Origin of the sequence: Pseudomonas sp. RU47, from assembly GCF_004011755.1 — a bacterium.
Taxonomy (GTDB): domain Bacteria; phylum Pseudomonadota; class Gammaproteobacteria; order Pseudomonadales; family Pseudomonadaceae; genus Aquipseudomonas.
The window spans coordinates 2,653,613-2,670,840 of sequence record NZ_CP022411.1; the positions used below are offsets into that span (position 1 = coordinate 2,653,613).

Consider the following 17,228-nt stretch of genomic DNA (forward strand, 5'->3'; position numbering starts at 1 on the left):
TCGGCGCCGGAGCGAAAAGGACATCAAGCGTCGACGGTGTCAGCGGCCTTGTTGTGGGCGTTCGAATGCAGTGCGGCTTCACGCTGCTCGGCATCGCGATAGTCCAGATACTTGCGCTGGGTGGCGATGTGATCGGCGACGTGCTTGGCGTCGTGCCACACGCCCCAGATGAACGACGAACCACGACGCGACTGCCACGGCAAACCAAGGAAATACACGCCCGGCTCACTCGACACACCGCGCTGATGCACAGGCTTGCCCTTGTCATCGAACGCCGCGACTTGCAGCCACGAGTAATCCACGGCAAACCCGGTGGCCCAGATGATCGAGGTGATGCCAGCCTTGGCCAGATCCAGATCGGCCAGCGGATTTTTCACGCATTCAGGCTCAGGGTAGGTTTCGCGCGCTTGCGGTTCTTCCGGCAGATCCAGCCCGTTGCGCTCGATGTAGGCATCGGCGGCATCCAGCAGCGCCAGATAATTTTCGTCGCCGCGAGTGAGGTTGCCGACCAGGTCCTGCCTGAAGGTCACCACGCCGTTATTGAAGGATTCGGTAACGCCGACCAGGGTCATGCCGCGATGGGCCAAACCACGGAAATCGATGGTGCGACCGCCATGGGCACCACTGACCGCGATGGTCACGTGCTCGCGTCCCGGCTTCATCGCCGCTTGATCCCACTCGCCGAGCACGCCCAGCCACCAGCAGAAATCACGATTGCGATAAGCGCGCGGTGGGCGGTCGTGGGCGCCAACCGACAGGTAAACCTGCTTGCCGGAACGTTGCAGTTCATCGGCGATCTGCACGCCGGAAGAACCGGCACCGACCACCAGCACGGCACCCGCCGGCAATTGCTGCGGGTTGCGATAGTCAGCGGAATGGATCTGCAACAGACGTGCGTCTTGGGGGGCAATCGCCGGGATCACCGGTTTCTGAAACGGTCCGGTAGCGGCGACCACACGGTTGGCTTCGATCACACCTTCGGACGTCTCGACAGTGAAACCCGGGCGGCCGACATTGCGCACCACGCTTTTTACGTCGACGCCGGTACGGATCGGCGCATTGAATTTCTTCGCATAGGCTTCGAAGTAGTCGGCTACACGTTCTTTCGGGGCGAAACCGTCAGGGTCGACGTCATCGAATTCCAGGCCGGGAAAGCGGTCGTGCCACGCCGGGCCGTTGGCCACCAGCGAGTCCCAGCGCCCGGTGCGCCAGCGTTCGGCAATGCGATTGCGCTCCAGCACCAGGTGCGGCACGCCGAGTTTGCTCAGGTGCTCGCTCATGGCGACGCCTGCCTGGCCGGCACCCACGATCAGCGTGTCTGTTTTTATTATTTCAGGGGTCATCTCTACATCCTTCCTAGCAAGGCAGTGGGATTCGGGCCGCTGTTGGCTTGTCCGTTTGGCTTGAGGTCAGACTAGGGAGAGGGGGGGTATCGGTAAAATATTATTAAGCTGGGATGTGAAGATAAAATTCTGATGCAGAGAGCCGAAAGCCTTTAACCATGCGGGCTACAGCTTTGCAGGCGGGAAGGGAGGGGTGAACCTGACTCTTAAATTTCACGCTTGTGTTGTGGCGCCAGCCCATGACCGGTGAGGAGTTTTTTCGCCGTCTCGGGCTCATCCGGCAATTGGCCGCTGAGCTCCCAGATCTCGAGCATTTTGGCGTACTCGAAAGCGTGGCGCGGGTCGCGCTCTATCCAGCGCTGGAAATCCTCGCGTTCAGCCGGCGGACAATCGTCATCGTGCAGACGCATGCACCAATCGGCGGCTTGCAGAAAGAGGTCTTCGTCCATTTCGTTGCGGTCGGAAGGGGTCATTGAACGAGGGTAGCAAAAAAGTCCGTCAAGCCGATGCCGACGGACTTTTTTAATGCCGAATTTTCAGCGTTTGAGAAACGCTAGCAAATCCTCATTCAATGCCTGCGCATGCGTCACCGCAAAGCCATGTGGCGCCCCGGCGTAAACCTTCAACTCGGCGCCTTTGATTTGTGCAGCAGCCTGTTTGCCGGTGGTTTCGAACGGCACGATCTGGTCGCCGTCGCCATGGATCACCAACGTCGGCACGTCGATTTTCGCCATGTCCGGACGGAAGTCGGTTTCCGAGAACGCGGTGACGCAATCCACGGTGCCCTTGAGCGAAGCCAGCAGGGCGACATTCAGGGTTTGCGTGAGCACGCCGTCGGAGACTTGCTGGCCCTGGTTGGTGCCGTAGAACGGCGCGGCGAAATCGGCGATGAACTGCGCACGATCTTGCAGCAAACCAGCCTTGATGCCATCGAACACTGCGGTATCGACGCCCTGTGGGAAGTCGGCTTTCTTGCCGAACAGCGGCGTCACCGCGCCCAACAACACCAGGCCGGCAACGCGCTCGCTGCCATGCCGGGCGATGTAGCGGCTGACGTCGCCACCGCCCATCGAGAAGCCCACGAGTGTCACGTCGCGCAGGTCCAGGTGGTTGATCAGTTGCGCGATGTCGTCGGCGAAGGTGTCGTAGTCGTAACCGGTCCACGGCTGATCGGAACGGCCGAAACCACGGCGGTCGAAGGCGATGGTGCGGTAACCACGGCTGCTCAGGTATTCCATCTGGTATTCCCACATGTCGGCATCCAGCGGCCAGCCGTGGCTGAACAGCACGGGTTTACCGTTGCCCCAATCCTTGAAGTAAATCTCGGTGCCGTCTTGCGTGGTGAAAGTGCTCATGGAAACTCCTGCTTCAGGGTTCGCTGCCGAAATGGCGGCATTCACTATCAGCGCAAAGCGATCCGGCTACTTGTATGCAGGTGCTGGTTTTGCACCTGCACAGTCGTGGATCTGCTGCAGAGTTGTATGATGCAACCCAAAGCCACACGTTCGGCCACTGAAAGGGAGTACGTTTACGTGAAACGCAAAAGCCTGCAGGGCAATGCCTGCCCGGTCGCCCGGACGCTGGACCTGATCGGCGACTGGTGGTCGTTGTTGATCATTCGTGATGCGCTGGATGGCATCTGTCGCTTCAATGATTTTCAGAAGAGTCTGGATATCGCCAAGAACATGCTCAGCGCGCGCCTCAAGGGGCTGGTGGAGCAGGGGATTCTGCAGGCGATGCCAGCTGCCGACGGCGGCGCCTATAAGGAGTATGTGCTGACTGAGCGCGGCAAAGCCCTGCAGACCGTGATCGTCGCGCTGTCGCAGTGGGGCGGCGAGTTCATGTACGCGCCGGGTGAGCCGGGGTCGGTGATGGTTGATGCAAAGGATCGTCAGCCGATTCGCAAGCTGGAATTGATCTCGGCCGATGGTCGGTCGCTGGCTCCGGAGGACGTTGCGACGCGACTGGGTGTTGAGCACTGACCCGCAAAGGTTTGACGCCAAAATGATGGCCAACTAGTATCGCGCCACTATTTTGATGTCATTCTTGGCTCCCGTCCTTAATCGAGAAACTTCGTCCGTGAATAAACGCGCATTACTGCCTCTGGCTGTGATTTTTACGCTGGCAGGCTGCCATTCCAATGTTCGGGATTCTTCTCCAAGCCTGCTGAAAGATGGTGTTCAACTGGGCCAGAACAAAGTGGCAACGGATGACCAGCACGCCAAGGTCATCATGAAAGCCTCCGGTGGCACCCATCCGGTGGAGTTTTCCATCCGGCGTGCGGATGACCCTGACCGTCGCATGGAGGTGCTTGGCACCGTCGTCGATTCAGGTCGGGGCCATGTTTTCGGCTGGATCGCCAAGCTCAATGAAGTGGCCAACAGCGCCACGGTCAAGCGCTTCCCACAAGTGGAGGCACAAGCGGATGCCGACAAGCCCTTTGAAGTTTCGGGGTATTCGAACAGCCGGGTTACGGGAGGTATTTATACCTGCGGGCCGCTGACCACTGTTTTCACTCCCGAGCGTGGCAAGGTCTACCAGGTGGAGTTCCAGTTCAGCGGTGAGCATTGTGAACAGCACGTTTATGACGTTACTCAGCCCCGGCAGCGCACGCTCGTAAAGAGTTGAGTCGGCACGCACAGCGCACTGAATTTATCGAAAAAAAGGAAACACCCTGTGAAACGGAATCTCTCCCTGGCACTTATTATTCTGGCCGCGACATTGTCTGGCTGCGCCACTAATAAGCCGGTCGTTGACCCATCGCTGGTCGGTTCATGGAAAGGTCAGCGCGACGAAAACGGCAAATGCCAGTTCATGTCCTGGAAAAACCAGTTCAACGCCGACGGTACTTTCTCCATCACCTTTTTCCGCGACGCCAAGCAGACACAGAAGGTGCAAACCGAGCATGGCACCTGGACAGCTACCAATGGCAAAAGTGTGCTGAGAACCAATGGCGTCGCCGCACCTGATGTTTACACCTACAAGCTTACTGATGCTGACACGGTGCATTACGTCAATGTGGAGAAAGGCCCTTCGGCGGATTGCCAGGAAGATTATGCTTTTGATGAGCACCGTATTCGCGGGTAAGCCAGTCAGAAGCATTGCGGGGCTGCAACGGTCCCGTTTGTTCAATCCTTGATACAAACCCGACAAAAGGTCGAAACGATTGTTTGACGTCAAAATGATGGCCATCTAATATCGCGCCACTATTTTGATGTCACTTTCGTCTCGAGGGATCGAACATGTCCTCACCCGCCCTCGTGGCGAGGTTGTGCGTAGCTTTGCTGTGCCTGTCTCCACTTCAGATTGCCGTCGCCGCTCCTACCCCCGGTGACACTGACCTTATCCGTGACCGCCAGAACCGCCTGCTCGAAGAGCAGCAGCGGCGCCTCGAAGAACTCAAGGACCTGCCCGGCAAGGACGCCAAGCCTGCGCAACCGGCAGCCCCCACCGATACCCGCTGTTTCCCGATCAAAGACATCGAACTCAAAGGTGCCGACAGTCTTACCGAGCGCGACAAGACTCGCCTGCTCAAACCCTATATCGGTGAATGCCTCGGTGTGCCGCAGCTCAACGAGCTGCTCAAAGTCATCACCGATCACTACATCGAGAAAGGCCTGGTCACCAGCCGCGCCTACCTGCCGCAGCAGGATCTGTCCACCGGGCATCTGCAAGTGCTGGTGGTCGAAGGCAAACTTGAAGGCATGAAGGGGGCGGAAAACAGCCAGCTCTCGGAGCGCGAACTGGCCATGGCTTTCCCCGGCAAAACCGGTGATCTGGTCAATCTGCGCGAGATCGAGCAGATGGTCGATCAGCTCAATCGTCTGCCATCCAATCAGGCAAAAATGGAGCTGGCGCCCGGTCAGAATGTCGGTGGCAGTGCAGTGCTGGTCAACAACACCCCGCAGAAGCCATGGCGAGTCGGGCTGTCACGCAACAACGACGGCCAGCGCAGCACCGGCGAGCAACAGTGGGGCACCACGTTTGACTGGGACAGCCCGCTTGGCCTGGCCGATCAGTTGAGCCTGCGTGGCGGTCACGATGCGATGACTGACCATCAGCACACCTCCCGTAACGCCATGCTCAATTACAGTTTGCCGTGGGGCTGGTGGACGTTCAGCTACACCTACAGCCAGAGCGAATACCGCTCGCAAATCGCCGCCAACCTCTACAACTTCAAACAGACCGGCGACAGCGAAAACCATCAGTTGCGCGCCGAGCGGGTGATCCACCGCGATGCCGTCAGCAAAACCTCGCTCAGCGCTGGTCTGTCGTACCTGCGCACCAATAACTTCATCGAAGACAGCAAGCTCAAACTGAGCAGCAACCGCATCAGCGAAGCGCAGTTCGGCTTCAACCACGGTCGCCGCGTCGGCAGTGCTTTCGTCAACTTTGACGCCGGCATGCAAGAGGGCATTGGCGCCTTCGACGCTCAAGGCAGCCATGATCCGGGACCGGGTGAGCCGAATGCGCGCTATCGCAAATACACCGCCACCCTGAGCTACCTGCAGCCGTTCAAACTGTGGGGCGAGTCCTTCAGCTTCAGCAGCCTGATGACCGGCCAGCGCAGTGAAGACGTGCTGTTCAGCCCGCAACGCACCAGCCTTGGCGGCTCGTCGTCGATTCGTGGTTATAAGGACCAGTCGCTGTCCGGTGACAGCGGTGGTTACTGGCGCAATGACCTGCGCTGGAGTCGTCCGGTGACTGTCGAGTGGCTGCAACCGGTGTTCTCCGAATACGGCACTAGCCTCGGTTACGACCAGGGTGTGATCCAGAACGGTCGCTATAACGGCGATCAGCACGGGCGCATGTCAAGCAATTCGCTGGACCTGTTTGCCCGTGGTCAGCACGTCGCCGCCAGCGTGACCTTTGCCCATTCCCTGGAACGCCCGGACGCGCTGACCGAGCGTGAAGCACCGATCTATTTCCGTCTGGATTTCTTCCTCTAATACCGCCCGCCCCGAGATTCTGAAATGGACATCCTTCAACCGGCCTTTCTGGCCGGTCAGCCTGCTGCTGCCGAAAAAAACCGCGAACACTTCCTCGGCATGCCCAAGCGCGGGCTGGCGTTTCTCTTGGCGAACGTCATGTTCTGGCAACCGATGTGGGCGCAGGCCGACGGTATTGTGGTGGCCAATCCGAACACCTCGCTGGATCGCGCCGGCAACGGCGTGCCGATCATCAATATCGCCACGCCCAATGCCAGCGGCCTGTCGCATAACCAGTTCCATGATTACAACGTCGGCGCGCAAGGACTGATCCTCAATAACGGCTCGACGCAGAATACGATCACGCAATTGGGCGGGCATATCGTCGATAACCCGAACCTGAAAAACAGCGGTTCGGCACAGGCGATTCTCAACGAAGTCATCAGCGGTAATCCAAGCCAGTTACGCGGTTACACCGAAGTGGCGGGGCAGTCAGCACGGGTCATTGTTGCCAACCCTTATGGCATTACCTGCAACGGTTGCGGGTTCATCAACTCGCCACGGGTGACGTTGACCACCGGCAAACCGGTGCTCGACAACGGTCGGCTAGACCGTTTTCAGGTTGATCAGGGTTCGGTGGCCATCGAAGGTGCAGGCCTTAACGCGACCAATGTCGACCGCTTCGAAATCATCACCCGCAGCGCAAAGATCAACGCGCAACTTCAGGCGCAGAACCTGACCATCGTTGCCGGTCGCAATGACGTCAACGCACAAACCCTCGATGCCACGGCCCGCGCCGATGACGGTAGCGCCAAACCGCAACTGGCCATCGACTCCTCGGCGCTGGGCGGCATGTACGCCGGGGCAATCAAACTGGTCGGCACCGAGGCAGGGGTCGGGGTGAAACTCGACGGCAAACTGATTGCCAGCGGTGGTGACATCCAGCTCGATGCCAACGGCCAGTTGAGCCTCGCAGAAACCTCGGCCACTGGCGCAGTCAACGTCAAAGCCGCCAGCCTCGACGCGCAAGCTGCGGTCTATGCCGGCACCGCGCTCAACGTGCAAACCCAAGACAACCTGACCAACCGCCAGACCCTCGCGGCTCGCGACAGCATCAGCCTCAGCGCGGGCGGGCAACTGACCAACGCCGGCACCATCGAAGCGGGCGTCAACGCCGACGGCAGCCGCAATGCCAGCGGCGATCTGAGCCTGAACGCGCAGAACCTCGACAACACCGGCAAGAGCTTGCTCGCCAGCCGCAATCTGGCGGTCAACGCCGCCACCCTGAACAACCAGAACGGTACGCTCAGTGCAAAAAACATCGCCCTCACCGGCGGGTCTCTGGACAACCGCAGCGGTCAGATTCTTGGCGATCTGGGCCTGAACATCGATCTCAGCGCGGCGCTGGACAACCGTGATGGCGTGCTCGGTTCCGGGCGGGCGGTAGACCTCAAAGCCGCCAGTGTCGATAACCGCGATGCCGGCTCGGTGGTCAGCGATGGTGGTCTGACGCTGCGCGTCAGTGGCTTGCTCGACAATCGCAACAAGGGCGAGATTACCGCCAAAGGCGCGACGAGCCTGACCAGCCAAAGGCTGGACAACAGCGGCGGCAATTTCAGCAGTCTCAATGGCTTGGTGATTACGCTTGATGATGCGCTGACCAATGCTGGCGGCGTCATCAGCAGTGAAGGCACGCTGACCCTCAACGCCGGGCGTATCGATAACAGCACCGGCAACCTGAGCAGTGCTGGCAAGCTCACGATCACCAGCGCGGGAGCATTGCTGAATCGGGCAGGTTCGATCAGCACCGATAGCCTATTGGCCGTCAACAGTGCAAGCCTGGACAACAGTCAAAAAGGCCTGATCATCGGTAAACAAGACAGCCGGGTCGATACCGGTCTGTTCGACAACAGCAATGGTCAACTCCTCGGGCAACAAGGTTTGACGTTGCGCGTAGCGCAAGCTTTGAACAACGTCAAAGGGGTGATTTCCGGCGCGTCCGTGGACAGCCACAGCGCCAGCTTCGACAACCATGATGGTCTGATCAGTAGTCGCGGTGTGTTGCTGCTGACCACCGACAAAACGCTGGATAACCAGCAGGGTACGGTGATTGCCGACGGCCAGCTCACGCTCGCGGCCGGTGTTCTGGACAACCGGGTCGGTAACATCGCCGGCAAGTCGGACGTCAGCGTGCAGGCACAGAACCTCAACAACCAGAAAGGCAAGTTGATCGCCACCGGCGTGTTCAAACTCAACGCCGATCAACTTGATAACCGTCAAAACGGTCTGTTGGGCTCGACCAAAGCCATGACCTTGACCGTTGGTGAACTGGACAACCGTGGCGGCGAAATCAGCACCAACAGCGATCTGCTGCTCACCGGTAAAAAACTCGACAACAGCGATGGCGGCAAGCTGTTTTCCGGCAAGGCGCTGAAGCTGACCATCGATGAAGTAATCAACCGCAACAAAGGCCTGATCGATGCGGGCACGCTCTTGAATGTGCAAGCGCGTACTCTGGCCAACAACGGCGGTGAATTGCGCAGTCAGCAAACCATGCTCCTGACCGCCGCCGACGCCTTTGATAACACCCAGGGCAAGGTCAGCAGTGAAGCGACGTTGACGGTCGACGCCGCGCAGATGAGCAACGCTCAAGGCAGTCTTTCCAGTGCCACTGATTTGAAACTGGTCAGCCGTGGCGGCGTGGATAACCAGGGCGGCAAGGTTGTCACCGATGGTGCACTCCTCATTGAAAGCGCCAGCCTCGACAACCGCCAGCAGGGCACGCTCAGTGGTAAAGGTGCCGTCACCGTTACCACCGGCGCCTTCGATAACAGCAACGGCCTGCTCAGCAGCGCCGATACACTGAACCTCGTCGCCGCTCAGGTCACCAATGCTGGTGACGGCATTATCGGCAGTCAAGGTGCTTTGACGGCTTCGGTTACAGGACTCGATCAACAGGGCGGCAAGCTGTTCAGCAACACGCGTCTTAGCCTGGATTTGAATCACGGTCAGTTGAACAACGGCGGTTTGATCAACGCCCCTGGCGCACTGCTGCTCAAACAACTCAACGGCGTCAACAACCAAGGCGGGACGATTTCCAGCGCTGAAGCTTTCACGCTGACCGCGCAAAGCCTGGATAACGGCAACGGCAATCTCTTGAGCAATCAGGGCCTGACCCTGCGCATTGCCGCAGCACTGGATAACGTCAAGGGCATGATTGGCGCCGCTTCCATTGATGTCCGCGCGGGAAGCGTGAACAACGGCGGTGGTGGCCTGATCAGTCGTGGCGATCTGGACATCACCGTCGACGGCCAACTGCGTAACGACGCCAAAGGCCTGATCAGCGCTGCAGAAGCACTGCGCATCGACAGTGCCGAGCTCAACAACCGTGACGGTGGCTTGATCAATAGCAAAGGCAATCTGACGCTGAAGGCGACGGGGCTCGACTCCAGCAATGGCGGCGAAGTCTCCGCCAACGGTGACGTTGACCTGACACTGACCTCGTTGACCCAGAACGGTGGGCGACTGCTGAGTGACCAATCGATCACCGTGGATCTGGCCAACGGCGACCTCGACAACCAAAACGGTCTGCTCACCGCCAAAGGCCCGCTGACCCTCAAGCGCCTGCGCGATCTGAGTAACCAGAACGGCGAAGTCTCCAGCAACCTCGGTTTTGACCTCATCGCCCGGGCGGCAAACAACAGCGCCGGCAAAATCATCAGCGGTGAAAAACTGTTGGTACGCGGCACCGAACTGATCAACCAGAAAGGCCTGCTGTCCGGCTGGCAAGGGCTCACTGTCAACGGCAACAGCCTGGACAACCGCGACAGCGGCACGATGTCCAGCAAGTACGCCGATGTCAGCGTGGATTTGACGGGCGCGCTTCTCAACAGTGGCGCGGGTGCTGTGGTCGCTCAGGGCAATCTGAGTATCAACGCTGGCAGCGTTGATAACAGCAACAAAGGTAATTTCAGCAGTGGGGCTGGGCAGACCCTGACGTTGGCCGGTGCGCTTAATAACAATCAGGGCGGCCTGATTGCCAGTGGCGCAGCGCTGGATATCGTCAGCACGGCATTCAGCAATATCGGCGGTGTGATCAATGCACAGCAGCTCTTCAATGCCACGGCATCGAGCCTCGACAATCGTGGCGGACAGATCGCCAGTAACGATGCGATCACCCTCAACCTGAGCGGTGACCTGAACAACAATGCCGGTAAACTCGCTGCTGCCGGTCCGCTGTTGATCAAGGGCGTAACTGATCTGCACAATCAGAACGGCCAGCTCGCCAGCCAGAAAACCCTGGAACTGCGTACCGGCTCGCTGGATAACAGCAACAAGGGCACGCTCGCCGCCAACGACCACTTGCTGATCACCGCGACGGGCGCCGTCAGCAACCATGCCGACGGCCTCATCTACAGCAAGAATGCCGATGTGCAACTGCACGCGGCCAGGCTGCTCAACGGCAAAGGTTCGATCCAGAGCGACAGCGGTCTGACCCTGGAAATCAGCGGCGACTTCGACAACCAGAGCGGCAAAGTCATCGCCCAGAACGGTGATGTGCTGATCAAGGCTGCCAACATTGATAACCGTGGCGGTACGCTCGCCAGCATCAAAGGTGCACTGGAAGCGCGCACGGTTGGTGTTCTGCGCAATGGTTTCGACCTGAACAACAATCGTCAGGGCGGCATCATTCAGGCACAGAGCCTGACGCTGACGGCATTGGCGGGCCTCAACAACAACGGCGGGCGGATCTCGGCGCAAGCGGCAGACAGCAGCATCACCACGGCGGCGCTGGATAACGGCGCTGGTGTGCTTTATGCGAAAGGGCTGCTGGGTGTTACCGGCGCGAGTCTCGATAACAGTGGCGGACAGATCGCCGCCGAGCGTATCGACTTCGGCCTCAGCGGTGCGCTGCGCAATGGCGCGGGCGTCATCGAAAGCAACAGCCAACTGAGTGTCAAAGCCAGCGCGGTTGATAACCAGAACGGTCGCCTGCGCTCGCTGGGTACCACCGGCAACACCGTGTTTCAGCTCGGCGGCTTGCTCGACAACCGTAATGGCGTACTGGAAACCGCCAACACTGACATGACCCTGGCGGTCGGTAGCTTCCTCAACGGCGGCGGGCAGCTCAACCATGTTGGGCGCGGCAAGTTCGATATCTCCACAGCCAATGTGCTTGGCGCTGGTGGCAGCATCGTCACCGGTGGGCTGCTGGAACTCAATGCCGATACCTGGAACAACACCGGCGCAATTCAGGCCGGTCGCCTGAACGTTAACGTGCGCGAGTTCAGCCAGAGCGCCAGCGGCAAGCTGCTGGCTTCGGAGTCTCTACAGGCCCGTGGCGGCAATTGGACCAACCACGGTTTGATCGCCAGTGACGGCATTATCGACATGCAGCTGTCGGGCAGTTACGGCGGCAGCGGCCGCTTGACCAGCCAGCGAGGGACCGAACTGTCTGTCGCGCAGATGAACATCGGTGCAGGCGGCAGTTTTGCCGCCGGTGCGACGTCGACCATTCGTGTCAGCGGGCAACTGATCAACTCGGGCCGCATCACGTCCAGTGAAGACCTGACCGTCAACGCTGGCAGCGTTGCCAACTACGGCAGTCTGGGGGCGGCGCAGAACCTGACCATCAACACGCCTTCATTGCTCAACGATCGCGGACTGATTTTCAGCGGCAATGACATGACGCTCGGCGTCAGTACATTGACCAACCAGAACGGTGATTTCTACAGCCTGGGCAATGTAGTCATCGGCGGATATGGCGGTGCGGCGCGGGCTGCCGGGGTCTACAACATTTCCGGCTCGATGGAGAGCGTGGGCGGGTTCACGCTCAATGCCGATGTGTTCGAGAACCGAACTGAAGGCTCGGCGGCTTCGTCTGAGCGCAAGCTGATATCGGGGTATATCGCGGCCAGTTGTGGCGACTGCGTCGGCAGCACTTTCAGCAACTTCCTCACGGCTCGTGAGATTTATGAAAGTGTCGACACTGACGCCAGCGCCTCTGCCGTGCTCAACGTCGGCAAGGATTTTGTATTTCAGGGTGGCACGTTTCTCAACAGTAAAAGCACGGTGGCGGCCAGTGGCAACATCGATATCAACGCTACGAGTCTGAAGAATATCGGCGCAAAAAGCGGGACTATCGAAGTCACCCGCGAGTACGCCTTTGAAATGGGCGCCGGCAGCACGGAAAATTTCATGGCCAACTACGTTGCGCCTTACAACCAGCACAACAACCCCGATTTTCCGTATGTGTATTACCTCGCCCCTGATAGCACGGTGCGCAAAGCCATCGCGAAATCAGGCAGTAAAAGGGAGGGCGGGCGAGACGGGGAGACGTTTCGAGTCGTTATTCTCACAGACAGTGAAACAGGCGAAGTCGTCAGTGATCGCAAGTATGGTCGGGGGCTATCGGGGCTGAAATATGGCTTTGAAACCTCGATGCCATCGCTGTACGACCCCAATAACCTGGTTGCGTTACCGAGCGAACTGGCGCCATACCAGCAAGGCGATGCCATCGAGCTACCCACTGACAGCACCGGCTCCACCGGTACAGTCACCAGTCGCAACGCGGTCATCCAGGCGGGCGGCAAAGTCTCGATCACGGCCACCCGGGAAGTCGAAAACAGCGTTATCCATGAGGACTACAACTCCGCTGGGGGTACTAACAAAATCGCCGACACCAACGTCGGCAAGAGTGGCACTACCGTTGTCCGCATCAACAGCCAATTGCCGCCAGATCTTGCACAGCAGCAAGTCAATCCGCTGAGCTTGCCCGGTTTCTCCCTGCCCACCGGCGAAAACGGTTTGTTCCGTTTGAGCGGGCAGGGCAGTAGCACGGCATCGCCCGGCAACGGCCCCGCGCCAACCTGGACTGTGGGCGGTCAAGCGGTCAGCGCTCAGGACCACATGGTCGCCGCCACCAGTGGCGGTCCGCGCAATCTGTTCATTGACGCGCCGGCTCAGGTCTCCGACAGCACCCGCGCAGTCGATACATTCCGTCGCACGCCGAGTGCTGGCAACGACGCCAAAGACTCGATCGACAACCGCCCGGTGACCCGCGTCACCGGCCTGCCGGACACCAGGGCGCCGTCCAACGCGCACAAATACCTGATCGAAACCAACCCGGTGCTGACCGACCTCAAGTCGTTCATGAGCTCCGACTACCTGCTGGAAAAACTCGGCTATGACCCCGACCAAAGCGCCAAGCGCCTCGGTGACGGTCTCTACGAACAACGCCTGATCCAGCAAGCCGTCACTGCGCGCACCGGTCAGGCCTTCCTCGACGGCCAGACCTCTAACGAGGGCATGTTCAAGTACCTGATGAACAACGCCATCGCCAGCAAGGACGCGCTCAACCTGTCGGTCGGTGTGGGCCTCACGTCGCAGCAAGTCGCGGCACTGACCCACGATATCGTCTGGCTCGAAGAGCATGAAGTGAATGGTGAAAAAGTGCTGGTGCCGGTGGTGTATCTGGCCCAGGCCAACGGCCGTCTCGGCCCGACCGGCGCGTTGATTGCCGGTAACGATGTGACGCTGATTGCCGGGGAAAACCTCGATAACGTCGGCACCTTGAAAGCGACCAATAACCTTTCGGCGACGGCGGGCAAGGATCTGGTCAATAGTGGTTCGATCGAGGCGGGTAACCGTCTGGATCTGTTGGCAACCAATAACATCGTCAACAAGGCCGGCGGCATCATTGCCGGACGCGATGTCAGCCTGACCACGCGCACGGGCGATGTGATCAACGAAAGGACAATCACCTCGTCCGACAACAGCACCCGATTTGGCACTCAGCATCATGACTATGCCGATAACGCAGCCCGCATCGAAGCCGCCAATGACCTGACCGTCAAAGCGGCGCAAGACATCAATATCGTCGGCGGCGTCATGCAAAGCGGCCGCGACATGACAATGAACGCCGGCCGCGACGTCAACGTGTCGTCCGTGCAAGTCACCAACAGCGTGTACATGGACGCGAAGCACAACCGCAGCGACATCACTCAGTTGGGCGCCGACATCGATGCCGGGCGTGACTTCAAGGCCGATGCCAAGCGTGACATCGCTGTCATCGCCAGTGAGATCGATGCCAAGCGTGATGTGGCGATGTCAGCGGCTGAGAATATGCTGATCCGCTCGGCGGCGGACGAACAACACTCGCTGTCCAAAAGCAAGAAAGTCACCCGTCAGGAGGACCATGTCAGTCAGGTCATGTCCGGCATTACCGCGGGTGGTGACGTGTCGCTGGCGGCAGGGCAAAACCTCGCCGTGGTGTCCAGTCGTGTCACTGCTGGCGATGAAGCCTACCTGGTGGCGGGTGATCGTCTGGATATCCTTGCTGCGCAGGATACCGATTACTCGCTGTATGACATGAAGAAGAAGGGGAGCTTCGGCAAAAAGAAAACCAAGCATGACGAAGTCACTGATGTGAAAAACATCAGCAGCGAAATCACCTCCGGCGGCAGCATGCTGCTCGTCAGTGGCGGCGATCAGCATTATCAGGCGGCCAAACTGGATAGCGGAAACGACCTGGTTATCAGCAGTGGCGGAGCCGTCACGTTCGAGGGCGTGAAGGACCTGCATCAAGAGAGCCACACAAAAAGCAATACCAGCCTGGCCTGGAACTCGATGTCGGGCAAAGGCAAAACCGACGAGACTTTGCGCCAAAGTCAGCTAATTGCCAAAGGGCAATTGGTGATCAACGCGGTTGATGGCTTGAACATCGACATCAAACAGATCAACCAGAAAACGATCAGCCAGACCATCGATGTAATGGTGAAGGCAGATCCACAACTGGCGTGGCTGAAAGAAGCCGAGAAGCGCGGTGACGTCGACTGGAAACTGATCAAGGAAACCCACGACTCGTTCAAATACAGCAGTTCGAGCCTCGGTCAGGGCGCCATGTTGGCGATCATTATTATCGTCACTGTGCTGACGGCGGGTGCCGCGAGTGCGGCGGTGGGAACTGCCGCCAGCGCTGCGGCGGGATCAGGGACAGCCATGGCAGCTGCGGGCACGGCAACCGCATCGGCAGTTGCCGGTGGTGCTGCAGTCGGCTCAACAGTCGCTGCAGGGTTGGGGAACGTGATGGCCTCTGCGGTATTGACGTCCATGGCCAGCGCCGCCGCCGTTAGTACGATCAATAACAAAGGTAACGTGGGAGCAGCCTTCAAAGACGCCTTCTCTTCTGAGAACCTCAAAGGCTATGTGCTCGCAGGCGTCACCGCGGGCATCGCTGCACAGTTTGGCTTTAACCCTACAGAGTTGACGTTAGATTCGGCCGGTGCCAAGGCAGTGACAACCAAGATTGCAGCGGACACGGTGGCCAAAACGGCAATTATGGGAGGTAGCCTGACGGATAATTTGGTCGACGCTACGGTAGGGGCAGGGATCAGTATTGGCGGGGCCCTTGGGGCCAGCAAGATCGGTGATGTAACTCTGTTTGAAAACGGCAAGTTAACGAAATTCGCGATGCACGCGGCTCTCGGCGGCCTGATGGCTGAGGCCATGGGCGGCGACTTCCGTACGGGGGCTCTAGCTGCGGGGGCAAATGAAGCGGTCGTAGACTTCTTAGCTGAAAAGTTGTTACCGGTAGGTATGGATAGAAATAGCCTCGAGTATCGGCAAGGGATCAGCAAGTTGCTGGCTGCGTCTCAACTAATTGGTGTTTTAACGGCGGCCGTGACGGGGGGGGATGCATCGTCAGCCGCTGCAGTTGCGGCCAACGCAACGCAATACAACAACCTCGACCACCCATCTGCTGAAAGGTTACTTGAAGAACTTCAAGGTTGTCGGGTTACCGCCGGCTGTAGTTCAGAAAATATTCGCGAGATTATTGCGCAATACGAAGATTTATCCACCACGCGTTCGATGGCAATCAATGCCTGTGATAGTAGAGCATGTGTAGACTCGATTCAAAAAAGTGCCGTTTCATTAGAAACGCCGGTGGCCAAGGATTTGATGGCGTTTTTGCGTCAGCATGTTTCTTACGATATGGCCGGACTCCTCACCGGGAATCCAGGAAGTATTGCCGTTCCATCGCAAGGGGTCGATGGTTGGGGAGCTTTGTTTACTTCGGACAAACAAATAGCTTTTGCGAAGAACCTAAAGGAAGGTTGGCTGACGCAGAGTGAGTTGGCAGGTGTCGATCAGTGGGTCAAGGAAACCAGTTGGCTTAATCCACAGTCTGGACAACAGCTGTCTCTAGAAGAGCGAGCAACGTTGCTGACTGAGCTCAAGTTCACGCTGGGAATGGCCATCCTAGGTAAAAGCCCGATCAGTGCAGGTAGTGGCGGTCCAACGACTAGCCGTGTAAAAATTGAGCCTGTGTACAAAACTAACGCTGAGGCTCAGCAGGCGGCAAAAAAACTGGGATTTGAAAAAATAAACGAGACAATCCACGGTGGTCAGGCAATATTCAAGAAGGGTAAGTATTATATTACTCGAGACATCGCTGGGCATGTTGGTGGTGCGTGGAAGATGGCAGACTCTGTCAAGTCACTTGGAAGTAAAAAGACTAGGTCAGGGACTTATGACATAAACTTAAATCGTATTGGAGATTGACATGATCGATAAAAAAAATCCCGATTGGATTGGCCGGGGGAAAACTATTAAGCAGCTTATATCGGAGCTCCAATCGTTCGAGAATCAAAATTTGTTAGTTGAGTTGTCAACGGATGATGGCGTGACTACAAAATCGATTAATTTGGTTGTCAAATCTGGAGATGCTTGTGTGTTGATAAGTTGCAGTTCGTAGAGAATAAATGGGGGCGCGTTTAGAGTAATTTGATAAACGCAGTCTGTCCCTGAGGGATCCCCACAAACCTACTCCAGGCTCTGCGCCTGATGATGCACCTCATCACGCAGAGTTTTCTCCAATGTTTCCCAGTCTCCGCTGCCTCCGAACTCTATGCATCTACGCCAATACTCTAGGCCCCGTCGCCACAATCAGAGCACA

The 17,228-nt window shown here is 58.2% G+C and carries 8 protein-coding genes; 5 read left to right on the forward strand and 3 right to left on the reverse strand.

All coding sequences use genetic code 11. The features are described 5' to 3' along the window. Positions 1-23 precede the first annotated feature (23 nt). From CCX46_RS12195 to CCX46_RS12205, 3 genes are all read right to left on the reverse strand, one after another. A complete protein-coding gene (locus CCX46_RS12195) occupies positions 24-1,343 on the reverse strand; it encodes a flavin-containing monooxygenase (RefSeq protein WP_127926853.1) in 1,320 nt (439 codons plus the stop codon). 206 nt (positions 1,344-1,549) lie between these two features. Then, entirely contained in the window at positions 1,550-1,792 is a 243-nt protein-coding gene (locus tag CCX46_RS12200) for a FecR/PupR family sigma factor regulator (RefSeq protein ID WP_177413857.1), read from the reverse strand. Positions 1,793-1,879: 87 nt separating this feature from the next. Then, positions 1,880-2,698 (reverse strand): alpha/beta fold hydrolase, encoded by an 819-nt coding sequence (locus CCX46_RS12205; protein ID WP_127926855.1) that lies wholly within the window; start codon positions 2,696-2,698, stop codon positions 1,880-1,882. A 177-nt stretch (positions 2,699-2,875) separates the two neighbouring features. Between CCX46_RS12205 and CCX46_RS12210 the strand changes: the two genes are divergently transcribed. The 5 genes from CCX46_RS12210 to CCX46_RS12230 all read left to right on the forward strand — a co-directional run bounded on the left by CCX46_RS12210 (position 2,876) and on the right by CCX46_RS12230 (position 16,834). Then, positions 2,876-3,325 carry a winged helix-turn-helix transcriptional regulator gene (locus CCX46_RS12210; protein WP_095125772.1) on the forward strand — a complete coding sequence of 150 codons (450 nt, stop codon included), beginning with the start codon at positions 2,876-2,878 and terminating at the stop codon, positions 3,323-3,325. Positions 3,326-3,422: 97 nt separating this feature from the next. After that, entirely contained in the window at positions 3,423-3,971 is a 549-nt protein-coding gene (locus CCX46_RS12215; RefSeq protein WP_095125771.1) for a hypothetical protein, read from the forward strand. Between the two features lie 48 nt (positions 3,972-4,019). After that, the gene (locus CCX46_RS12220) at positions 4,020-4,430 is read left to right on the forward strand and encodes a lipocalin family protein (RefSeq protein WP_095050056.1); all 411 of its coding nucleotides are present in this window, start codon (positions 4,020-4,022) and stop codon (positions 4,428-4,430) included. 155 nt (positions 4,431-4,585) lie between these two features. Next, the gene (locus tag CCX46_RS12225; RefSeq protein WP_127926856.1) at positions 4,586-6,292 is read left to right on the forward strand and encodes a ShlB/FhaC/HecB family hemolysin secretion/activation protein; all 1,707 of its coding nucleotides are present in this window, start codon (positions 4,586-4,588) and stop codon (positions 6,290-6,292) included. Positions 6,293-6,316: 24 nt separating this feature from the next. Next, on the forward strand, positions 6,317-16,834 hold the full coding sequence (locus tag CCX46_RS12230) for a two-partner secretion domain-containing protein (protein ID WP_127926857.1): 10,518 nt from the start codon (positions 6,317-6,319) through the stop codon (positions 16,832-16,834). Positions 16,835-17,228: the final 394 nt, after the last annotated feature.

Bases quoted from the DNA above. Each gene is read 5' to 3' on its own strand.
- CCX46_RS12205 (WP_127926855.1), bottom strand. From the start codon at position 2,698: ATGAGCACTTTCACCACGCAAGACGGCACCGAGATTTACTTCAAGGAT.
- CCX46_RS12230 (WP_127926857.1), top strand. From the start codon at position 6,317: ATGGACATCCTTCAACCGGCCTTTCTGGCCGGTCAGCCTGCTGCTGCC.
- CCX46_RS12225 (WP_127926856.1), top strand. From the start codon at position 4,586: ATGTCCTCACCCGCCCTCGTGGCGAGGTTGTGCGTAGCTTTGCTGTGC.
- CCX46_RS12195 (WP_127926853.1), bottom strand. From the start codon at position 1,343: ATGACCCCTGAAATAATAAAAACAGACACGCTGATCGTGGGTGCCGGC.
- CCX46_RS12200 (WP_177413857.1), bottom strand. From the start codon at position 1,792: ATGGACGAAGACCTCTTTCTGCAAGCCGCCGATTGGTGCATGCGTCTG.